At 45.2% G+C, this 3,328-nt stretch carries 2 protein-coding genes and 1 pseudogene; 1 reads left to right on the top strand and 2 read right to left on the bottom strand.

From position 1 onward, the window contains the following. Both A3757_RS21880 and A3757_RS21875 read right to left on the bottom strand, forming a co-directional pair. Positions 1 to 317 (bottom strand): annotated as a pseudogene (locus A3757_RS21880) (cation acetate symporter); the annotation flags it as partial. A 9-nt stretch (positions 318 to 326) separates the two neighbouring features. After that, positions 327 to 590 (bottom strand): DUF4212 domain-containing protein, encoded by a 264-nt coding sequence (locus tag A3757_RS21875; RefSeq protein ID WP_068516597.1) that lies wholly within the window; start codon positions 588 to 590, stop codon positions 327 to 329. 315 nt (positions 591 to 905) lie between these two features. On the opposite strand from A3757_RS21875, the gene A3757_RS21870 reads away from it, so the two are divergent. Further along, on the top strand, positions 906 to 3,328 hold a 2,423-nt coding region (locus tag A3757_RS21870; protein ID WP_068740285.1), incomplete at its 3' end, for a PAS-domain containing protein.

Raw genomic sequence — 3,328 nt, 5'->3', positions numbered from 1 at the left:
AACTCTGGTACGGTAAACTTACCAAACTTTCTTAGGTAAGGTGCCAAGCACATTGCCAGCAATACATAACCACCTGTCCAGCCCATTAAGAAGACCGAACCGCCATAGCCATAAAAAGCAATTAAACCCGCCATTGAGATAAACGAAGCGGCAGACATCCAGTCAGCAGCGGTTGCCATTCCATTTGCAACGGGGTGAACACCACCACCGGCCACATAGAATTCTTTGGTAGACCCGGCACGCGCCCAGATGGCTATGCCAATATACATAGCAAATGTAATACCCACCACGATATAAGTTAAGGTTTGCAGTTCCATATCAGCCTCCTATTCTTCTACGTTAAATTCGCGGTCAAGTGCCGCCATTTTTTTTGCGTAATAAAAGACCAACACAACAAAGCTATACATCGAGCCCTGTTGAGCAAACCAGAAGCCCAATTTATAGCCGCCAATTTGAATCTGATTCAGTACATCGACCAGTAGGATTCCGCATACAAACGATACGACAAACCAAATGCATAACAGCTTTAGCATGAGTTTGATATTGTATTGCCAGTACGCAGATGCTTGCTCATTATTATTTTCTTGCATGACACATCTCCGCTTAGTTGAACCTTACATTTAAGGCTAAAGTAGACTGTCGGAGAATCACGATCTTTCGGTAAACCGTTACCCGATCGCAATTCTCCGACAGCCTCCAGGTCTTCTTTTATTTCCAGAAGCCAAGGCCAATCTAGCAAGTAATTTAGGAGAAGGGACCAAGACTTTGGTCTAAGTTACGACTAAAGTAGTAGACCTTACTATATGAAAAATGCGATACAGCACTGGTTTTTATTCACCGATAGTCAGCAAGCTGTATATACATAGCGAATACTCCAGAAATAATAATTAAATGAAGAGGTCATCGTGTCAGCCAGCATAGTGTTTACTGCCATCATCGCTTATACCGCTCTGTTATTCTGGGTTGCAAGACAAGGCGACCAAACACGCTTCTCTGAAGACTCCTGGTCTCGCCATCCTTATGTCTATGCCTTGGCCTTGGGCGTGTACTGCACATCTTGGACTTTTTATGGTTTAGTCGGAACAGCTTCAACTTCTACCTGGGATTTCCTGCCAATTTTGCTTGGCCCGATACTGCTGTTTACACTAGGGTGGCCAATCTTGAATAAGATTTTTCTAATTTGTCGGCAAGAGCATATTCATAGTATTGCCGACTTTTTAGCCTCCCGTTACGGCAAGCGCCAAGGCATTGCTGCGACCACGACCCTGGTGATTTTACTGGCGACAGTACCGTATATTTCTTTACAGCTAAAAGCAGTTTCAGACACCTTGTCTTTGATCATCGATACCCATCAGGTCGGTAATCAGGATGTCACCCTGCTGATCGCCTTCAGCATGATAGGCTTTGCTTTGTTGTTCGGTTCCCGGCAGCTTGATGTCTCTGGCTATCATGCAGGTTTGGTTAGTGCTGTGGCCTTTGAGTCCCTGATCAAACTAGTGGCTTTATTTTTTGTCACGGGTTTTGCACTCTATTGGATGAGCGGCGTTTCACCAGAGCAAATTGAATTAAGTAAGCAAGACTTAAATACTATCGCGGTCAGTGACTCAATTGACCTGCGCTTTTTTGTTGAAATGTTTCTTTCGGCGTGCGCTATTTTTTGCCTGCCTAGAATGTTCCATATAGCCTTTGTCGAGTGCCAATCAGAAAATCACTTGCGCACCGCCAGGTATGTCTTTCCTATTTACCTGACACTCATCGGTTTGTGTATCTACTTTATCGCTCAGGCAGGAAACCTGATGTTTGCAGATGGGCAAGTCTCGGCAGATACCTATGTCATCTCAATCCCATTGGCTCAAGAGCAGCAAACACTTTCTTTAATTGCCTTTCTGGGTGGCTTTTCTGCGGCAACCGCAATGATCATCGTGGCAACCGTCACCTTAAGCCAAATGCTAAGCAACGACGTTATTCTACCAATCATTATGCGTCGTCAAAAAGGGGCGAATCGTTTTAAAGACTACACACAATCGCTTATTTTTGCGCGCCGATTGACTGTGGTTCTGGTCGTTATTTTTGCTTATCTCTATCAGGTCGTTTTTGCTGAAAATGCAGCCTTGACCAGTATCGGCCTGACAGCTTTTGCATTAGCTGTTCAACTGGCACCGGCTATTATTTTTGGGCTATATTGGACGCGAAGTAATGCCACGGGAATCTATGCCGGGCTGGCAGCAGGACTGATCACTTGGGCCTATACCTTAATGCTGCCGCTACTGGTTGATACCGGCATGGTATCAAAAGATTTACTTTCGCAAGGCCCTCTGGGTGTAAAATGGTTGCGCCCAGAGTTTCTCTTTGGTTTAAGCTTTAGCGATGAATTCAGTCGAGGTGTGGTTCTAAGCTTACTCGCCAATATCCTCACCACTATCGTCGTTTCACGTCAAAACAGAACAACTTTATCAGACCGAATTCAAGCCCTGGCTTTTACTAACCAGTCCCAAAAACGTGCCTCGGAATACCAAAATTATGACGATATTAGCACCTTCGACCTGCGCTCACTTTTGGAACAGTTTGTTGGCAGCAGCATCACTAACAAACTCTTTGGTGAATACGACCATACCAGCGGTAATACAGCCGACGCTCGACTGATCAAAAAAGCCCAACAATCCTTATCTGGCATTGTTGGCGTTGCCTCCTCTCAGGCCATGATAGAAAGCCTGAGGAGTGGTCAGAAGCTGGCGGTAGAAGAAGTCGTTAATATCTTTGAAGAAACGACCCGAGCACTGCGTTTCAATCAGGATATTTTATTCGCGTCCTTCGATAATATTTCTTCGGGCATTAGCGTCGTCAACGGAGACCTCAATATGATTGCCTGGAATCGTCGCTATGAAGAAATGTTTAACTATCCCCAAGGCATGCTGCAAATCGGAATTGCAGTTTCTGACTTGGTTCGCTTCAATGCTGAGCGCGGACTATTGGGGCCTGGGGCCATTGACGAGCATGTTCAACGACGTCTTAAACATTTGATGCAAGGAAAGCCTTATCGTGTTGTACGCAAGCATCATAACGGCCACGTTATCGAGATAAAGGGCAACCCTCTTCCCGATGGAGGCTATGTCACCACTTATGACGATATCACCGACTTTATGGCCGCTCAGGATGAACTCGAACAAAACAATCTTTACTTGGAGCAACGCGTGCAAAGCCGTACCGCTCAGATTGAATCTATCAATCAGGATTTACGTAAAGAGATTGAACTGAGAAAAGAAGTTGAAGAGCAATTGCTAAAGGCCAAAGCCGTGGCAGAAGAAGCGAATACCACTAAATCGCGCTT

Source organism: Oleiphilus sp. HI0117 (assembly GCF_001635235.1).
This window is presented reverse-complemented; position numbering and strand designations above follow the sequence as displayed.